Source organism: Sorangium sp. So ce124 (assembly GCF_051525235.1).
In the GTDB taxonomy this organism is placed as follows: domain Bacteria; phylum Myxococcota_A; class Polyangia; order Polyangiales; family Polyangiaceae; genus Sorangium; species Sorangium atrum.
The window spans coordinates 8,774,143-8,790,610 of record NZ_CP150312.1 but is presented as its reverse complement, the minus strand read 5'-3'; the positions used below and the strand labels follow the sequence as shown (position 1 = coordinate 8,790,610).

Here is a 16,468-nt window from a genome sequence, read left to right as displayed (position 1 = left end):
GACGGAATGCGGCGCGGGGAGGTGGTACATGCACACCAGGATCGGCCTGGCCATGGCCGCGCTCATGGGAGCGACGGCCTGCGGCGCGGCAGACGAACCAAGCGAAGCAGGGAGCGACGGCGGCGCGGAGGGCGAGGCCGCTGCGCCGCGCAGCTTCGAGGTGGACCTCGACGGCGAGACGACGACCGAGAGCGTGATCCCGCAGATCCTCGAGGCCGGGCGCCCCGAACTCGCGGCAGCCTGCGCGGACCGTCCCGAGGCGGCGATCCGCATCTTCAACCCGCTCGACCCGGGAGCTTACGCGGACGTCCCCTGCGCATCGACGCTCCGCGACGGCGATACGCGCGCCACGACGGCCCACGACCAGGGCGATGAGCAGATCGATACAGCCCAGCAGCCGTTGAGCCCGATCGGGCTTGGGTGCAGCATCTTCATGTTCGGGGTCACGATGGTAGCGACCTCCGCGCTTTGCCCCAGGGCAAGAGATCCACGGGATGCGCAGCGCTGTTCCAACTACTCGGGCGCCGCCCTCGGTACTCTGGGCGTTCTCTGCAGCCTCATCTGAGCCATGGACAGGGCCCTGAGAACCATCGGCATCCTGGCCTCCGGCGCGGCCATCGTCGTCGCGGCGTGGTTCGACGCGCCCACTCCCGGGGCCCTCTCGTTCGTCGGCTGGCTCCGCGCCGGCTTACCGATCTACCTCTACGTCTTCGCACAGTGCTGGCTGGCTGAGGGTCGTGCCCGCGAGCGGCGCGCCCGCGGGCTCAGGGACGAGGAGTAGCCGCGCCCGCCCGGATCGCCGGACGACCCGCCGCGCCAGGCGCCCGACCAGTTTCGGACGACCCGCCCCTCGGCCTGGAAGCCCCAGGCGAGCACCCGGCAGCGCTTCGCCTCCACCAGGCGGAACTCGACCCCATCCATCGAGCACGCCGTCACCCGCACGTCGACGCGCGCGTCCTCCCGGACGGCGCACCGATCAGGCAAAGTTGAGCACTCGGGGCCAAAGTTGAGCGTTACCCTCCGGACAGTGGCGCCGGTCCGTGCCTACTCGAGGACGGCGTGGTACCGCCCGCTGGGCGTGACGATGACGTGGGCCTGGAGCGGGACGTTCAGCGCATAGGAGAGGTCGCGCAGCTCCTGGGTCATCGCTTGGTCCTCCCCGGTCGGCGTCGGATCGCCGCTCGGGTGGTTATGGGCCAGGACGAAGCGGATGGCTGCCATGTCCAGCGCAGCGCGCAGGATGGTCGCGCGGCCTGCGTAGAGGGCGTCGTCGACACCGCGGGCGAGCATGCGCGTCTCGCGGACTTCGCGGAGCTCCGCGCGGAGGCCGTTGCCGCCGCCACCCATGATGAAGGTGCCGGGATTCATGCTCGGGATCGCAGGGATGTTCGGGACCGGAGCCGTGCGCGCCATGCCGCATGCTCGCGGCGCAAAACACGCGGCGTCAACGTGGCTGTGGTGGTGCGCGTGAGGCTGTCGTGACGCGCCGGCCGTCCGAACGTCCGTGGCGGCACGACCCAGGACGACAGAATGGCGGGTACGGTGCTGTCTCAAGCGGAAAGCGTGCGGCGGACGAGGCTCCTCGACGCGCGCACAGGCTCTCCGCCGCCGGGGACGGCCGAACGCATTACGCCATCGGGCCGAATTTCTCACCCGGAGCGTCGATTTGTGGTTTTTTCTCGTCTGTTGACGCCGTACGGCCGGCATGCGTACCGTCCAGCCGTGCGTTTCGTCGCGAAATCCCTGTGGATATGCCTGGTGTTTGGCGTCGTGACCGGCTCGACGGGTTCAGTCCGCGCGGAGGACCCCTATCCGGCACCCGGAAAAGGCGGCGACTCGACGGTAACGGATTATCTACGCCGCGCTAAGCACGCTCGCGCAACGGGAAAGTTGAACGAGGCAGTTGCCGCCTACAAAGCGGCCTTCGAGGCAGCCCACTCGATGTCTGCCACCGAGCGGGAACGCACCGAGATCGCCGGTGAGCTCGGGCTCTGTGAGCTCGCGCTTCGCAAGTACCGTGACGCGGCGGAGCACCTGGCGTGGAGCCTTGAGCAGGGCGAGGCGCCGTCTCTCGCGCAGCAACAACGGTTCTCGGAGGGACTGCGTAAAGCCCTGCCGTTCGTCGCCACGCTCTTTCTGGCAGTGGATCCCCCGGACGCCGAGGTGCTCGTCGACGGCAAGAGCCTCGGCCGGACCGCGCGAACGTACAAACTGTTCTTCGAGCCGGGCAAACACATGGTGCGGGGCCGTGCCCCGGGCTGTAAGGATGCGCTTCATCACTTGCGCGCCGTGGCGGGCGCGGAGCACGAGTTCACGATTCCGTTGCTGTGTGCGGCGGCGAGCAGCGCCAAGGAGGCGAGCAGCGCCAAGGAGGCCGCGGCAACGACGCCGACCCCCGCGCGCGCTTTGCCCGCTCCGCGCGCGCAGGCCCCCAGCCCGTGGGCTTCCTGGCCGGGGACGCTGCGTATCACGGGCATCGCCGTCACGACGGGCGCCGTGCTCGGGGGCGGCATCTTCATGATCAGGGCTAACAAGCTGGATGGCGACCTGAGCGAGCGGCGCGAGGGGCTAACGCGTGATTCGACGTCGAGCTCGTCCACGTGCTGGCAAGCGCAGCAGAACTCCCCGTGCGCTGACCTGTTCCGGTTGCGAAACGCGCGCAACCTGTCCGCCGGCGTGGGGACTGGCCTGGTCATCACGGGTGGTGTGATCGGGGCACTGACCGCTGCGTCGTTCTTCACCGACTTCTCCTTCCTGGGGCGCACGCCGACGCAGGGTCGAATTCACGTTGCGCCCGTAGCGACCGGGCGAGAGGCCGGCGTGAGCATCGAGGGGCTGTGGTGAGAACATCGGGGGTAGAGGACATGCGTTCGAAGAAAGGCCGGCGCGCGGCGACGTTCGTCGTCGCTGTCGCGATCTGCGCGTGCGGCGCGAGCATGCTGACGGGGTGCGGTTACACCGATCTTTGCGCGGAGGTGGCGGCGTGCGAACCCGATCCGGAGCCTCCGCCCGACCCCTGCGAGGGAGCGCCAGGTACCACGCCGGCGCTGGACAAATGCGGGATATTCGTCAGCCCGTCGTCGGGTGACAACAGAAGCCCTGGCACGAAGGACGCGCCGGTGAAGACGTTGCAACACGCGATCGATCTCGCCGCGAGCGGCCGAGGCGACAGCGAGACGCCTACCCGGCGCGTGTATGCGTGCGGCGGGGTGTTCGAGGAGGCGATCACGTTGCCTTCCGGGGTCGACCTCTGGGGCAGCCGTCGCTGTGATGACGGCGGCGATCCGTCGGATGAATGGCTGCTCGGCGGGCCGAATGCGTCGACCGTCATTGCGCCGCCCGTGGGCATCCCGGTGCGGGTCCTCGGGGAGGACGACCAGCGGGCCATTGCAGGCGACGACGTGATGTCGGAGATCGTCGGCGTGCGCGCCGTGGCGGCCGACGCCTCGGCGCCTGACGGCAAGTCGTCGATCGCGATGATCGTGAGCCCGGGGGCCAGGGCGATCGTGCGATCGAGCGAGATCGTCGCGGGCGACGGCGAGGACGGGGAGCCGGGCGAGGACGCGGACAGCAGGCGGGCAGCGGACGGCCTGGTGGGGAACGACGGCGCGCACGGCTGCACGGCGGACGGCGAGACGGGCGCCCTCCCGGTCGTCACCGTGTGCGGCGACGGCATCGAGTCCACGGGCGGCTACGGGGGCGACGGCGGGCTCGAGTCGGGGGGCGACGGCGCGCCGGGGCAGCCGGCGCCGGCGGAGAATCCCGAGGGCAAGGGCCGCGAAGGGCTCGGCGCGGGCAGCGAGCCGTGCACGGTAGGGAGAGACGGCGCCGACGGCGCCAATCAGGGTCGCGCCGCCGGCGCCGTGGGCCCTGGCCAGCTCACCGAGCAAGACGGGTGGGTCGGTGTCCGGGGTCAGGACGGGCAACGAGGGGCCCCCGGCCAAGGAGGGGGTGGTGGAGGCGGCAGCAAAGGGCGAGGCGACATGGTCGCGTGTCGCGCGGGCAGCCCGCAGGGCGGCGCGGCCGGCGGATCGGGCGGGAGCGGCGGCTGCGGTGGCCTGGGAGGCAAGGGCGGCGGCCATGGCGGGGCAAGCATCGGCATCGTCGCGTTGCAGGGGAGCGCGCTCACGCTGGAGGCAACCAAGGTCTTCACGGGCAACGGCGGCCAAGGGGGAGTGGGCGGAACGGGCCAGCTCGGGGGCAAGGGGCGCGCAGGCGGCCGCGGCGGGAACCATCCTTTCAGTGACAACCGAGAGTGGCGTGCGTGCGATGGCGGACTCGGCGGCAACGGCGGCCGCGGAGGCGACGCTGGCGGCGGCCTCGGGGGTCCGTCGTGCGCCGTCGCGTCCGTCGCGGCCCATGTGAGCTTCGGGCCGGACGCCACGCTACGACCCGGCGTGGCCGGCGACGGCGGGCTCGCGGGCAACGCAGCCTCGCCCGAGGACGACGAGGGCAAGGGCGCTGGCGGCGACGCGGAGCCCTGGTGTCCGTTCGACGTGCCCGACCCGGAGCCGCCCCGTTGATGGGCCTGCGCCCTGCGCCGCATGGAGAAGGACCATGAAGCCGACCTTTCCCGTCCACCTCGTCTCCGCCCTCCTGCTCCTCGCCGCCGGCTGCGGGACCACAACCGGCCCGCTCGGCACGGGCCCTGCGCCCTGCGAAGGCGACGGGGCGGCGTGCCCCGATGAGCCGCCGGCGGAGTCGGTCTGTCTCGATCATCTCGCCGCCGGTGAGCTACTCGATGGCTGCGGCGTGTTCGTCGGCGGTATCTTGAGCGGCGAGGACGACGCAAACCCCGGCACGAAGGACAAGCCGCTGCGGACGCTGCAGCGCGCTGTCGAGCTCGCGCGAAAGGGACGAGGGCGCGTGTTCGCATGCGACGACGGCTTTTATGACCCCCTGACGGTTCCCTCCGGCGTGGATCTGATAGGAGGGTACAATTGCCTGAACTGGAAGCGCGACCCCGAAAGTGGTGGGCCCACGCTGCAGGTCCCGCGCGACACGAGCGTCCTGCTGACCATCGAGCCGGCGGGCCCCGAGGACACGGGCGCCGCGGACGGTGTATCGAGGATCGTCCAGTTCAGGGTGGCCGCAGCCGGCCCGACGGCGGTGCTCGTGAAGTCCGGCGCCACCGTCGAGATCGTCCGAGGCTGGATTCGCGCCTCGTATGGATGGGCGGGCCGCGATGGCAAGGAGTTGTCCGGACCGGGGCACGCGCCAGACGGCGCGAATGGGGTGCGTGGCGGGGATGCGTGCTCGGCGGACACCGTCCCCGGCGGCGCCGCGGTGGTGAACCCGTGCGACGGCGGCATCCCGAGCATCGGCGGCAAGGGGGGCGACGGGCTCGCCGATGGCGCCGGCGACGGGGACGACGGGGAGCCGGCGCCCACGCCGAACCCCAGGAACGACGGGCGGGGAGGAGACGGGGAGTCGACAGGCACCCCGTGCGACGGTGGAACGCTGGGGATCAACGGCGCGTACGGCGCCGCCGGCGTGGCGGGTGAGGGCATCGGAAATCTCGACGAGACAGGATGGAATAGCAACAAGGCCGGCGACGGCGGCAGGGGCATGCCGGGTCAAGGCGGCGGAGGAGGGGGCGGACTGCGCGGCGGGCTCAGCGTATGCGGCACGGCCACCAAGGGAGGCGCCAGCGGCGGCTCCGGAGCCGCCGGCGGATGCGGCGGCAGGGGCGGCCTGGGGGGCGAGAACGGGTACCCGAGCATCGGCCTCGTCGCGCTCCACGCCAAGGTGACGGTGCGCGACAGCGTGATCATCACGAGCGCCGGCGGCCCGGGCGGCGATGGAGGGGCCCCCGAGGAAGGCGGCCTGGGCGGCCGAGGGCTGCGGGGCGGCGCCTTGGGGGACGACCGTTGGGCCTGTCACGGCGGCGACGGGGGCAGGGGCGGCGACGGCGGCTACGGCGGCCCGGGGCGCGGCGGCGACTCGATCGGCATCGCCTACCTCGACGAGGACCAGCTCACGCTGGAGGGGGTCACCTTCGAGCTGGGGCTGCCGGGCGAGGGCGGCGTGAGCTGGGAGTGGAATGGCGACGAGATCCGAGGAGAGGACGGCAAAGCGGCCGAAACGCTTCGGTTTCCTGAATAGCCGGACTGGAGCTCGCCCAGCGAACCGCGTCGTCCAACTTCAGCGGTCGCGAACGTCCAGATGCCACCCCACGGCCCGGTTGGTCCTGCCCCCGTCTGCCGGTACATGCTCTCAAGCTGCTCCTGGAAGGCGTCGTCGAACAGCTTGTGCCGGTTCGGGTGGAGAAACCCGAACAGCGTCCGCACCCGGCTCAGGCGCTTCATGATCAACTGCCCCCCGCTTCGACAGCTCTACCGGCGGCTTCCAATGATCCATGCGCACACCTCGCGGCGTGCAAGTGGTCACGACAGGGGCACCTTGTCGATCCCCGGCGGGCAAACGATCGGAATCACCGCAAAATCAAGCTAATCGGCGCTATAGACTTGGCCGCCGTCAACGAGCTGGCCAGCACCGCGGCCGCTCCTTGGTCGGCGTCCTCACCCCAGGCGCCCTGGAGGACGCGGACATGGCTCCACGATTGGTAGCGGCGAGGGCCGGCGTTCGTAAAGCGGAGCAGCCTGCCTCACTTCCAGAAGGCACGCCTCCAGGCGGCGCGCGGCACCAGCGAGTCCGAGGTCTCCAGCGTGGCCCGGACGATGCGCAGCCGGCTCGACCTGGGCCTCTCGGGCCTCTTGCGCACCCGGTAGGGCGGGAAATTCCGGCGGACGGACCGTCCTCTGCGGTAGATGGCCGTGATGGCGGTAGATGGCCGTGATGGACGGCGGCGCGCCGCCACCCCCGGCGGACAAGGCCACCGACCGTGCCGCTCCATGAACGATGGCTACCCAAGCTCGCACCGAAGCTCTATGCAGCCGACAGGAGTTCCTCTCCGCAGAGGCGGTCATGATGCAGAGCAACACCACCCCCACGCAATTCAGCGTCCGACTGCGACTCGTCGAGAACCAGAGCCCAGCGAACGAGATCCCACAGGCTGCGATATTCGACGACTCGTACCTGGATCATTGGCTGGTTCTGGATCAGACGATGCCCCTCGTGTCACCGGGGCCCGAGATCCCCGTGATACTCGAGCCCGGCACGCACAGGCTGGACCCGGGACATCTCGTGTTCGACGTCTACCCGGACCCGGACGGGAACGTCCAACTGCACCCGAAGACGCCGGGGTTGTCCGCCGACGGGGACTGCCTGACCGTTTTGATGACGCCGCTGACCTTGGAGACGAGGGACGGCGAGAGCGGCAGGCGGCGCGTCCCCGGTCTCTTGCAGATTTCGCTCGAGACGACGGACGAGCCCCGCTTTACCTTCGAGCGTCCGTGGAACAACAAGCCGCTCTCTCCGAGCTTTGCTACCATCTACATCCCGACCGGCCACTCGGCTGATCCCACGTCGCCCACCCCGCTCGACTTGAGCCTGCAACCCCAGGGGGCACGGTTGCAGTTGAGCGCCAGCAAGGTCGAGATCTCCGAGGACGCGACCCGATCCCTGTCCACGCATGGGCTCGCGGTAACCGTGACCATGACGCCCTTCCGCTTCACGCTCCAGCACGCCGGGAACCACGATGGGCGCGGTACCTCGATCATCCTGGGCGGCACGCTCAATCAGTCCCACTCTTCCAGTAACCAGACGTTGATCTCGTGCGATTACAAGTGGTTGCTCCCGGCGACCACGCGGCCGCCGATCGTCGCGATCCAGCAGAATGCGCAGGAGGGCGGGGCGCTCCGCGTCGAGGATCAGACGCCGCTCTGCCCACCATTGCCGCTGATCTCTGACGGCACTTCCTACAGTTTGCTGGTCTCGAGGTTGGACGAGCGGTGCGACGGCGCACATACCCTCCTGGCTGGTGTCCCCAGGCTGAAATACGAGGCCGGCGACTCGATCGACTTCGTCTACGCCTACCCGAAGGGCACGCTGCCGTCGCAGGAGTGCGGGGACGACGCGCAACTCGCCGTCCTGCTGCGGCCCGAGATCTCCTCCACCCGTAAGGCGCCAGACTGGTGGCCGCTCACGCCGTCGAGCGTCGTGGGAGATCCGCAAGGGCTACGGAAGGTCACGGTCACGCTGCCGTCCGACCTTCGCACGGATCGCTATCGCCTGCGCCTGGCGATGGTCCACCAGGGTAGCACGAGCGAAGACAGCAGAATCTTTCGCGATTTCGTCATCGGGGTCGTGAACCGCCGCAAGGTCGCCGTCACTGCGCTTTTTCTTCCAGCGAAGCGCTGGAGCTACGTCGCGGGCGAAGAGATCGAGGTGCAGTGTACGGTGCAATCGACGAGGCCGGAGGCGGGGCAAACGCCGCGAGGATCCGTCGAGGGGCTCCTGTGCTTGCGCATTCGCGGGGAAAATCTGGATGCGAGGCTGCAAGCCTGCCTGGTGCAGGAGCTCGCCTCCGACGGCGCCCGTCATGCGCAGGGATGGGTGCTGAGTGGGGCGCTGACCTCTGCGTTGAAGCCGGGCGAGTACGCCCTCACCGTCGTCTTCACCGACAAGAGCGGGGATGTCGTTGACGAGTCATGCCCGCAGTACGTGACGCTGACCTCCGCCGTACGTCGCACCCTCTTCCCCGGGATCATCGACTGCTACGGCAATGACTGGCTGAACTCCTCCTGGCTCAACTGGCTACCAGAGGTCGATCAGGCGAACCGGATGATGGCATACGGCGCTCGGCGGATCCTCGGCGTCGGCGCCGACGTGCTGCGCTTCGATGGTTGGTGGCAGACGCTCACCACGGGCGGTCCGTACCCGTGCGAGTCGGAGACCGAAGAGGGCGGTGCGCTGGATCGACCCGTGCTGCCCGACGACGACGATCTGCCGCCAGTGGAGGTCACGGCTGGTCCCCGAATGCTCTGGCGAGCCTTCGATCACGCCCTTCCGTACGGCACGGCGCTGCTGCCCAGCCTCTGCCCGGGCGACACGCCGCGCATCGAGACGAAGCTCGACGGTCTCCTCGCAGAGCAACGCCGCTTCGTGCGGCTGCAGACACAGTACCTCCGCCGTTACCCGAATTTCGCCGGTACTTCCTACTCCCACTGGAGCGGCGCCACCTACACCGGCTATGTAGGAGGCACCACGAACGCGCCGCCTCCGGAGGTGGTGACCGCGACGCGCACCGCGATTTGGAGGGACTTCTGCGAGACCTGCGGATTTCAAGACGCGCTCGACGATCCACCGCCGGACACTCCGGACGGCCAAAACTGGGTCAGCATCGGCACACCCACCGGGGGAGCGGCCACACCCACCAACAACAAGGATCTCTGGAGGAGCTGGGTCCTCTACACGAACAAGCTGCTGCCCTCTGTCCATGGCGACTGGGGGAGCGCAGCCGGTGAGATTTGCCAGCGCCTCGTGAGCACCGACGCCCGCGGCGCTCCGGGCTTCTTCGCCGGTCCGCGCTCCGCGTACGACGCCTACATCCCCGGCAACCATTACCTCTCGACCCAGGGCCTGAACCTGATCGAGGCCGTGACCAACGACGACTGGGGGATCGAGCCCTATTCACTCGAGCTGATGGCGGACATCTTCGGGTTCGGCTGGCGGCAGCGCAAGCCCGTCTGGGTGGGGGGCTGGGCGCACAAGGGCGTAGCCCAATCCGAGTACATGCGCGAGGCGATCGAGACCCTCGCCCGCGGCGCGCTGCCGGCGTTGTACGGCGGCTCTCTGGCCCCCGTCTTCGCGTCCCGCGCCAACGACGACTGGATGCACCAGGACTGGGGGCGACGGCAAGCGACCGAGCGCGTCTTCCAGATGACCACGGCCTACGGCGAGTGGGCGTGGAGCTTTGCGGTCGAAAAGCCGATCGCCATCCTCGCATCCTTCACCCAGAGCGCGATGGGCGAGCTGCGCAGCGGCTATGCGCGCGTATCACGGCATGGGGCGAGCATCTACGAGGCCTACGTGGCCTGCCTGCTTGCAGGGTACTCGCCGACGTTCGTCTACGAGGAGGAGATCGTCGGCGCCGGCCCCACCGCACCCGGCGTGCTGTCCGGCTTCAAGGCCGTGCTGCTGGTCGACATCACGGAGCCGCTGCCTGACAAGGTCGTCGCCGCTCTGAGGACGTTCGCGGGCTCCGTGTTCGTCGACAAACCGAGCGAAGTCCTCCAATTGCCATTCGCGACGTGCCTCGCGAAGCCGGACAACGTCACCTTCGATGCCTACTGGACCTACGAGGCCGACAAGGATCCCGACGGTCAAACCGAGTTCTCGTTGGAGATGAACAGCAGTGAGTATTCCAGCGGCTACTGGTGGCACATGCGTCGGGCTGCCGAGGGCCACCGCAAAACGTTGGTCGACGCGCTGGACGGCATCGCTCGACCTTTTGCCCAGACCGAGCGGTCTGGCATCCTGCTTTCCACCGGCAGTTTGGGGGAGCGCTGTAAACTGATCTACGCGGTAAATGATACGCCGCTACCATACGAATACTCCGTCGAGATGCCGCGCCCCTACGCGTACATGCATCAGTGTTGGACCTCGCCTCTGGCAGAGGTGCGTGTCACCATTCACGCTGAGAAGGGTGTGCTCTACGACGCGTTGCAGATGTGCCCGGTGGATCTGTCGCACACGGAGGGCGAGCTCTCTTTTACAGCTTCCTTTGCTCAGCTGAGCGGCACCCTGTATGCGTTCCTTCCGCGTCCCATCGAAGAGGTCGTCATCGAGTGTGGGGCTTCGGAGGGCGCGATCTCTCTGTACGCCTCCGTGGTAGACAAGGGCGGCGAGCAGATCCCGGCGCCGCTGGAGATCGTCGTTACCGACGCGGCAGGAGTCGAGCGTTACCACATCTACCGCGCCGCGGGGCTGAATGGATGGCGCGAGCAGCTGCCGGTGGCCCTCAACGACACCGCGGCGGTCGACGGCTCTTCGTGGTGGACGATCACCGTCCGGGAGCTGCTCTCCGGCCAGTCGAGGACGTGCTCCATCTTCCACGTCACCCCTCCCCCGTGGGGAGCCGTGAGCGGGACGAGCGCGGCTCGCCCCCTGATCATCGTCACCGACCGCGCAGCTTTGGCGGAGCTCTTCAAGTCGCGCCGCCCGTTGACGATTGCCCTCGATCGCCGACAGGATCGGGATACACTGACGAAGCTCGCCCACGACCTGGCGGCCTGGTTGTCGAATGCCGGGCAGCCCACCAAGTGCTGCTGGCTGGATCAGCTGCCACGCGGGCAGGTCACCTACTCGAAGCTGCTCTGGTCGGGCAGCGCGCTGCTCCCCGACGAGCCGGTGGAGGGTGCGCTCATCCTCCTGGGCAGGCCAGAAGAGAACGAGCTGCTGGCGCAGCTCGCTCGGGCCGGAGTTCTGTTGCGGGAGGCCAGCGCCAGTTACCCGGGCGGCGATGGAGCCGTGATCGCACACGTCTGGTCGGCGTTCTCCGGTGATAACCCGGTGCTGGCGGTGCTGGCGGCGTCGGACGATGGATTGGCGAACGCCGTCCGGCATATCACCGGCGGCGGGTATTATTATGATCCCGTACCCAGCCTGGAGAGTGCGCGCGCGCAGATGATGCCGCCGCTCTTCCGCGCGACCTGGGCAGGGCGCGCGCTGGAGCCGTCACCCGTTGCCTCCGCCACGCGGAGCACGCTGAGGCCGCTCGACGGCGCTCCACATCGGTCCTCTCGCCCGGTGATCCACCCGGCCGGTGACACCATCCGGGCGCTGGCGGTGAGCGATGACGGTCGCGTGTACGCGGCGGGCACCGACAGCGGCAGGGCGATCCGCGTCGACGCGGTGAGCGGAGCTGTCAAGGCGGTCATGATTCCGCAGAACGGGCGGTTCGTCCAGCAGATCGCCCTCACGCCGGATGGAGAGTATACCGTCGTCGCGAGCACGCAGCCGCCCGCCGTCTTCGTGCTGAACGCCGCCGGCGACGTCCGGTGGTACAAGACGGACGTCCCGTTCGACTGGGGCAGCGATCCGCGTTCGACGTTGCAAGGCATTCCAGCTCGAGACCGCGTGCGCATGAGGCACTACGATCCGGAGTACTTTGTGCATGACGAGCCCGACTACTTCGCCCTTGCCCCGAGTGGCAAGGTGGTGGTCCGGGAGAGCCGTCAGCGGCTGGTCTGTTATGGTACGGAGGACGGCAAACAGCTCTGGGAACGATCCTATTCGCTCATCTCCCCAGGCGGGGGAGTGTTTCGGGACGCCCACCGCCTGCGCTTCGCGGGTGACGAGCGCCTCGCCGTGTCGGTGGTCTCCTACGACGTGGACGCGGGCTGGCTGGATCGAGGTGGCCACTCCCTTCTGCTGTTGGACGGCGGTGGCAAGTTGTCGGCGCAGGCGGCGGCGCGCACCGTCCCCGCGTTCGTCACCGCGCCCCGCGGATCCATTTACCCGGCGTTCGTCGTGCCCGGGCAGAGCCCACGCCAGGATCTGGACCAACGCAGGCTGGTCTTGCAACCTCGGGTGCTCGGATACCACTTGGCCGTCTCCAGCAACGGCAGTTGCGTCGTCGCCAGCGATGAGTTCGGTAACCACAACGTCTATGACGAGTGCCTCGAGTTTTCTGCCTCCTATGCGATCCCTGGCCGACCGTGCCTCAGCCCCGACGGGAAGCTCCTGGCAGTCTACCGTGACGGAGTGACGGTGGTCGAGCTCGCGACGCGCAAGCACTGGATATTGACGCTCGATGGCGAGGAGGAAGTCAGCGACGTCGCATGGTCCGCCGACAGCCAGCGCCTGGCCGTCGCGCGCTGGGACGGCCTCGTGCAGGTGTTGACTGCGGTCGGGAAAGTTCTGGGAACGGTGCGTCAACCATCCGGTGTCGGCGCCGTGCTGCTCGCCGTACCCGACCGTGGGGGCAAGATCCCCGGTGGATGGCTTGCTGGTACGAGCCATGGCCACCTGCTGGAGATCTCGGCGAAGGGAGAACTGGTGAGGCAGCCACTATGACGACATCGTCGGGGCTCGCCAGGGGCGGGATCCGCGGGTGCGCCGCCTGGAACGTTCTCGCCGAGACCTGGCTCGCGTCAGCGCGACCCGCCACCATCGGGGCGGCGCTCGCCGGCGGCCTGGGCATGTGCGAGCGAACAGACGAGCGTGGTCAGCGGGCTATTGTTAGGTGCTCTTAGCCGAGCAGTGGATCGCAACGCTCGATCCGACAACGTTGTCCGTCGGGTATCCGATCAAAGTCGAGTGCATGGATCCACCCCCTTCTGTGTCAGTCGAGCGTGAAGTGTCCATTCGCCGAGCTATGCGTGCTCGACGATTGCGGCGATGGTCGTTGCAGGACGTGCCCCGGCGTCTGGGACCTTGATAACCTCATCATCAGCGGATGGTGCACCTACACCTGCTACGTCGGCCGGGATATCGTCGGCGCAGCCATCACGCTAAAGCCCCGCATCGGGAGCAGCATAGTTCCCTGGATCCAACTCTGTAGACCGAAGTGATTGAGGTACTCGCCATGGACGATGACGAAGCCTCGACGCGTGCAGCCCGGATGGCGGAATGTCTCGTAGGAACGCTCAACCTGGCGAGCTTGCTCGCGTCGCCACGTGCAGCGCGCAAAGCCGGAGAGATGCCGTCACGCGAACACCTTGTAGAGCACCTGAGCGCTCTCCAGAGCGAGATCGACGATGCTCCCTATGCAATGCTCGGCGCTGGACAGCGGGTGCAGGATGCAGCGCCGCAGGTGAAGAGACTTCTCGCGCTGTGCCACGGGTGGTCGCCCTCTCCGGACATCCCGGCCGAGATCCAGCATGCCGCGCGTGGCGTGCTCGCTGCGTTCGCTGTCCCCGAGCCGGCCGGTGGGTGGGACACCTGGGAAGGCGCGCCACCTGAAGCGCCGCCCGATCCAGAAGGCCAGGACCCGCGCCCGCCGCCTACCGAGGCGGAGCTGGCAGCGATCCCGGATACGGCCACCTTCGCCGCAGCCCTCGTGTGGTGCGGCTATCTCGCGTCGCCCAAGATGGTCGCGAAGATCCTCCCCGCGGATCTGCGCCGTCCAGCGCTCGGCCACGTCGACAGCTTGCTCGCCACCTTCCGGCCAGTCCGCCGGAATCAGCCGGAGACGCGGGCATGGTGGCTAGCGCTGCTCGAGCGCCTCGAGAGCTTCCGGGCGCTCTGCGAAGCATGGGACGGCACCACAGCGCCGCCCATGCCGTTGCAGGAGGCCGCACGGGCGGTCCTCATGTACCTAAATCACAAGTCGAGTTCGGAGGAGTACGAGGCGCTCGACGAGGAGGTAAGCCCGTTCTATCTCCAGCCTCCCAACCCGCGGGGCGCGTAGGCTCGGCGGTCCGCCAAGTATCGGAGCTTACAGACGACCACGCTGCGTCTCCGAGCGTGGGGAGTTCGTTCGCCGAATCGGTTGAGCTCAGTGCGGGCGAGCGGCACGGCGCGGCGTCTCGGAGCGGGGCGCGGGCGCCTAGAACGGGAGCGAGGTGTTGCCCTGGCTCCCGTGACGGAGCCATCGTCGCTCCTGCAGGACCAGAGGCAACTGGGCGATCAAACGCAGGACCGCCAAGGACCGCTTCAGCCGCGCGTTGCGGCGATCACATGCACGATGAGCTGAGCAACCAGCGGGAGGGCCTGCCCATGAAGCTGCGGGGTCACTACGTAGTCGACCCCGGCCTACCCGACGAACACGCCGCGTTCTCGATCCGGCGCGGCTTCAGACCGGCGCGCCTGTCGGCTCGCCCGGCGCAGGCTCGGGCGGCGCCGGCTCGCCCGGCGCAGGCTCGGGCGGCGCCGGCTCGCCCGGCGCCGGCTCGGGCGTCGCCGGCTCGTCCGCCGCGGCGGCGCTGCCGCGGCGCTTCGGGCGGAGCCGCCGCAGGGCGTTGCGGAACGAGGTGGCGCCGAAGCGGCGCTTGACCTCGGGCATGTCCCAGCAAGCGTTGACGCCGGCGGCACGCGCCTCGTTCCCGAGCAGCGTGGCGTAGGTCACGATGGAGTTGCGGAGCACCATCGCCTCTTCCCGGTTGCGCAATCCGAGGATGCCGAGCAGGTCGCGGCCACTCACCTCGTCGAGCAGCGCGCTGCCTTCGCGCAGGAAGTCCTCGGTGAGGCCGACGGGCGCGAGGCGGGCCTGGTGCTGCTGGGCGAGCCGGAGCAGCATGGCGAGATCGCTGGTCTCCTCGGTGAGCGTGCCGCTCGAGTTCACGTCGGCGAACTGCTCGGCGACGTCCGGCTCGAACGCGAACGCCTGGTCGGCGAACGCCTTGAGTCGCGCGCGCCAGGGCCGGCTCGCCTTGATCACCTGGTCGATGGGCCGCACCTGATAGGCGCCGGTGCGCTTGCCCTCGCCGAACCAGAGGTTCGCCGTATCGAGGAGCTGGATGGCGCCGCGGAGCAGCGCGCGACGCTCGGGGCCATAGGCCTTGCTCGCGAGGTGCGCCTCGTGCTGGACGACGGCCAGATAGAGGTCCCGGAGCTCCGTGAGGGTGGTCGAGACGGGTTGGCTCGGCTCCATCACCTCGCGGACGATGCGGTCCATCTCGGGCCGCGCGGTATCGAGGAGGGCCTGGAACTCCGCGGGGGTCGCGACCGCGCGGGTCTCCTTCAGGACGGCGTGTTGTTCTTGTGAGAGTTCGATTCCCATAACCTACCTCCAGTGGGGGTGGCGAGCGGGCGAGCGTAACACCACGGTAGAACTCGTCATGACACGGACAGGCTCGGCCGCCTGGAGAGCACAATGTCGACGCCGGGGGGCTGCGCCGGCGCGCCCGGGGCGCGTCCCAGCAGGCCGGGGCGCGAATCCAGCAGACCGTGGAGCGCGGCCAGCAGACCTGGAGTGCGGCCAGCGGGCCAGGAGTGCGGCCAGCGCCGCCGAGACGGCAAGAAATCGTGTCGGCCGGTCCGGGGAGGCGTACCAGCCGGTCCGAGAAAGCGTACCAGCAGGTCCGAGAAAGCGTACCAGCAGGTCCGGGGAGCCATACCAACAGCTCCGAGAAGGTGAACCAGCAGCTCCGAGAAGGTGAACCAGCAGCTCCGAGAAGCGTGCCAGCAGCTCCAGGGCGCGGTACCAGCAGGTCCGAGGAAGCGTACCAGCAGGTTCGAGGAGCCGTACCAGCGAGTGCTGGCACGCGTCCCGGGGTTGCTGGCGGAGCCGCCGGAGGTGCCGGCGCGGCGCCGGGCGACGCGGCGCGGACAGGGTAGAACGCGCGTCGCCGACGGCCCGGATGGAGGTAGCGAAGACGACGCCCCGACCTGCGGGGCGATTCCCACCCCTGATCCCCGGAGTGAGATCATGCCACGCCCACTCTACAGCCCGATCCTCGCGCTTGTGCTGCTGCTGGAGTGAGCACCGATCTCGTTAGAGTCCCGAGGAAATCAACAGAAGGGAAGAGCAACCGCAAGGGCGCGAGGGGCGCAAGGGGCAGGCAAGAGAATATCTCGTCTTTGGTCCCTTGCGCCCCTTGCGGTTGCTCTCTTTCCCGCATTCCTTGCCCTTGGAGCCTGCTTCCCGGCAGACCGCCGCCAGGACCCAACCATGGCGTCG

General features: G+C 68.8%; 8 protein-coding genes and 1 pseudogene. 7 read left to right on the top strand and 2 right to left on the bottom strand.

The window, feature by feature from the left end:
• Positions 1-28: 28 nt before the first annotated feature.
• Both WMF19_RS32845 and WMF19_RS32840 read left to right on the top strand, forming a co-directional pair.
• Complete coding sequence (locus WMF19_RS32845; RefSeq protein WP_437893975.1) at positions 29-565, top strand: hypothetical protein; 537 nt, start codon at positions 29-31, stop codon at positions 563-565.
• A 3-nt stretch (positions 566-568) separates the two neighbouring features.
• Positions 569-781: a hypothetical protein gene (locus WMF19_RS32840; protein ID WP_437893974.1), complete on the top strand. Its 213-nt coding sequence runs from the start codon at positions 569-571 to the stop codon at positions 779-781.
• Between the two features lie 263 nt (positions 782-1,044).
• Here the strand turns inward: WMF19_RS32840 and WMF19_RS32835 are convergent.
• Positions 1,045-1,305: pseudogene (locus WMF19_RS32835) on the bottom strand (JAB domain-containing protein); the annotation flags it as partial.
• 225 nt (positions 1,306-1,530) lie between these two features.
• On the opposite strand from WMF19_RS32835, the gene WMF19_RS32830 reads away from it, so the two are divergent.
• From WMF19_RS32830 to WMF19_RS32810, 5 genes are all read left to right on the top strand, one after another.
• Positions 1,531-2,844 (top strand): hypothetical protein, encoded by a 1,314-nt coding sequence (locus WMF19_RS32830; protein WP_437893973.1) that lies wholly within the window; start codon positions 1,531-1,533, stop codon positions 2,842-2,844.
• Between the two features lie 20 nt (positions 2,845-2,864).
• Positions 2,865-4,523, top strand: a complete 1,659-nt coding sequence (locus tag WMF19_RS32825) for a hypothetical protein (RefSeq protein ID WP_437893972.1) — start codon at positions 2,865-2,867, stop codon at positions 4,521-4,523.
• 34 nt (positions 4,524-4,557) lie between these two features.
• A complete protein-coding gene (locus tag WMF19_RS32820) occupies positions 4,558-6,105 on the top strand; it encodes a hypothetical protein (protein ID WP_437893971.1) in 1,548 nt (515 codons plus the stop codon).
• A gap of 822 nt (positions 6,106-6,927) precedes the next feature.
• A complete protein-coding gene (locus WMF19_RS32815; protein WP_437893970.1) occupies positions 6,928-12,921 on the top strand; it encodes a hypothetical protein in 5,994 nt (1,997 codons plus the stop codon).
• A 625-nt stretch (positions 12,922-13,546) separates the two neighbouring features.
• Positions 13,547-14,257: a hypothetical protein gene (locus WMF19_RS32810; RefSeq protein ID WP_437893969.1), complete on the top strand. Its 711-nt coding sequence runs from the start codon at positions 13,547-13,549 to the stop codon at positions 14,255-14,257.
• 384 nt (positions 14,258-14,641) lie between these two features.
• Here the strand turns inward: WMF19_RS32810 and WMF19_RS32805 are convergent, their stop codons facing one another.
• Complete coding sequence (locus tag WMF19_RS32805) at positions 14,642-15,568, bottom strand: hypothetical protein (protein ID WP_437893968.1); 927 nt, start codon at positions 15,566-15,568, stop codon at positions 14,642-14,644.
• Between the last annotated feature and the right edge of the window lie 900 nt (positions 15,569-16,468).